This is a genomic window from Bradyrhizobium sp. ORS 375, assembly GCF_000239775.1.
Lineage (GTDB): Bacteria > Pseudomonadota > Alphaproteobacteria > Rhizobiales > Xanthobacteraceae > Bradyrhizobium.
The window spans coordinates 1-1,952 of the sequence record NZ_CAFI01000256.1 but is presented as its reverse complement, the minus strand read 5'-3'; the positions used below and the strand labels follow the sequence as shown (position 1 = coordinate 1,952).

The following is a 1,952-nucleotide window of genomic DNA, read 5'->3' as shown; positions in this document are numbered from 1 at the left end:
CGACCGCTTCGCGGCGCTGGCCGCCGAGCGCGAGGTGCTGCTGCGCGAGGTCAATCACCGCGTCGGCAATTCGCTGCAGATCATCGCCTCGCTGCTGCATCTGCAGGCCAATTCGAGCACGCAGGACGACGTTAAGGCGGCGCTCACCAACGCGATGGGCCGCGTGGCCGCCGTGGCCCAGGTGCATCGCCGGCTCTATACGTCCCAGGACCTCAAGAGCGTGATGCTCAACCAGTACCTGGACTCGCTGCTCGACGATCTCCGCCGCTCCGCCGAGGGCAACCGGATGTCACGGCTGACGCTAAAGGCCGAGCCGGTCGAGATCGATCCGGATCGCGCGGTCGCGATCGGCATCGTCGTCAACGAACTGGTCATGAACGCGGTCAAATACGCCTATCCCGACGGCCCCGGACCGATCCATGTCGAGCTGAAGCTCGAGGGCGACGACATCGTGCTGTCGATCGCCGACAATGGCGTCGGCCTCAACGCGACCAGCGATCCGCGCTCGACCGGCATGGGCCAGCGCATCGTCAGCGCGATGGCCACGAAGCTCGATGCGACGGTGGAGCCGGACCCGAGCCATGACGGCACCAAGATCGTGGTGCGCTTCCGCCTCAACAAGGACGTTCCGAAGCCCGCCGCGGCTGCGGTAGGCTGATCCAGAACTCCGGCTAGACCATCGCGCGTCGGCCCGCATCCTGCTAGACTGATGGTATGAATTCGCGCGACTCCGCAGCGTCCGAGATCACGCCCGAGGTTCTGCTGCGTGCCTATGCCTGCGGCATCTTCCCGATGGCCGAAAGCGCCGACGACCCCTCGCTGTTCTGGGTCGAGCCGGAGCTGCGCGGAGTCATTCCGCTCGATGGTTTTCGCGTGGCGTCGCGGCTGGCGCGCACGGTGCGCTCGGATGCCTTCACGGTGACCGTGAACCAGGCCTTCAAGGCGGTGATGGACGGCTGCGCCGAGCCCCAGCCCGGCCGCGAGGACACCTGGATCAACCGGCGCATCCGCGAGCTCTATAGCGGCCTGTATGCGCTCGGCCATTGCCATAGCGTCGAGTGCTGGCAGGACGGCGAGCTGGTCGGCGGACTCTATGGCGTGAGCCTGGGCCGCGCCTTCTTCGGCGAGAGCATGTTCCACCGAACCCGCGACGCCTCGAAGGTCGCGCTCGTGCACCTGGTGGCGCGGCTGATCGCCGGCGGCTTCGAGCTGCTGGACACCCAGTACGTCACCGAGCATCTCAAGACCTTCGGCGCGGTCGAGATCCCGCGCCGGCGCTACACCGTCCTGCTCGAAAAGGCCCTTCAAGGGCCGGCCGCGAATTTCGCCCGGCTTCCCACCGACCGGCCGCTCGCGGGCGCCGAGGCGCTCGCCATCATCGCCGAGCGCGGCTGAAGTCTCTTACCGGAACACGCCGCCGAAAGGCCCACCCGCCTGCGGCGGCGGAGGTGGCGGCGGCACCTGCTGGGTCTGGTACTGCGGTGGCGGCCCGGGCGGACGCGGCGCCGCCTGCTTCTGCTGCGGCGGGCGCTTCTGCGCCGGCTGCGGCTGGGCCGCCGGCTTCTGCTCGGGCGCGGCGCTCACCACCGTGTTCTGCGGCTCTTTGCAATCGACCAGCCAGATGTCGTAGATCGGGTGCTCCACGCCATGCAGGCCCGGGCTGGCGGCGAACATCCACCCCGAGAAGATCCGCTTCACCTCGCCCTGCAGGGTGATCTCGTCGACCTGCACGAAGGCGTCGGTGTTGGCGGCCTCGGTGGCAGGCCGCGTGTAGCAGGCGTCAGTCTTCACCCGGAGCGCGCCGAACTGCACGGTCTCGCCGATCTCCTCGTCGAAATTGATGATGCGGCCGGTGATCTTGTCGAGGCCGGAGAAGCTCGCCTTCTTGTTCACGATCTTCTGCGCCGGCGGCTCGGTCACCACCTCGTCGCCGGGCTGAATCGTCGCCGGCG

The 1,952-nt window shown here is 68.1% G+C and carries 3 protein-coding genes; 2 read left to right on the top strand and 1 reads right to left on the bottom strand.

Annotation, left to right across the window (positions count from 1 at the left end):
• Both BRAO375_RS19455 and aat read left to right on the top strand, forming a co-directional pair.
• Positions 1-658, top strand: a 658-nt coding sequence (locus BRAO375_RS19455) for a sensor histidine kinase (RefSeq protein WP_035641270.1), incomplete at its 5' end; no start/stop codon positions are given.
• A 56-nt stretch (positions 659-714) separates the two neighbouring features.
• Positions 715-1,395, top strand: coding sequence for a leucyl/phenylalanyl-tRNA--protein transferase (gene aat / locus BRAO375_RS19450; RefSeq protein WP_009029158.1), 681 nt, complete (start codon positions 715-717; stop codon positions 1,393-1,395).
• A 6-nt stretch (positions 1,396-1,401) separates the two neighbouring features.
• On the opposite strand, the gene BRAO375_RS19445 is transcribed toward aat, so the two are convergent.
• A partial coding sequence (locus BRAO375_RS19445; protein ID WP_035641268.1) for a DUF2155 domain-containing protein occupies positions 1,402-1,952 on the bottom strand: 551 nt, incomplete at its 5' end.

Excerpts from the sequence above, each read along its gene's own strand:
- aat (WP_009029158.1), top strand. The coding sequence starts at position 715 with ATGAATTCGCGCGACTCCGCAGCGTCCGAGATCACGCCCGAGGTTCTG.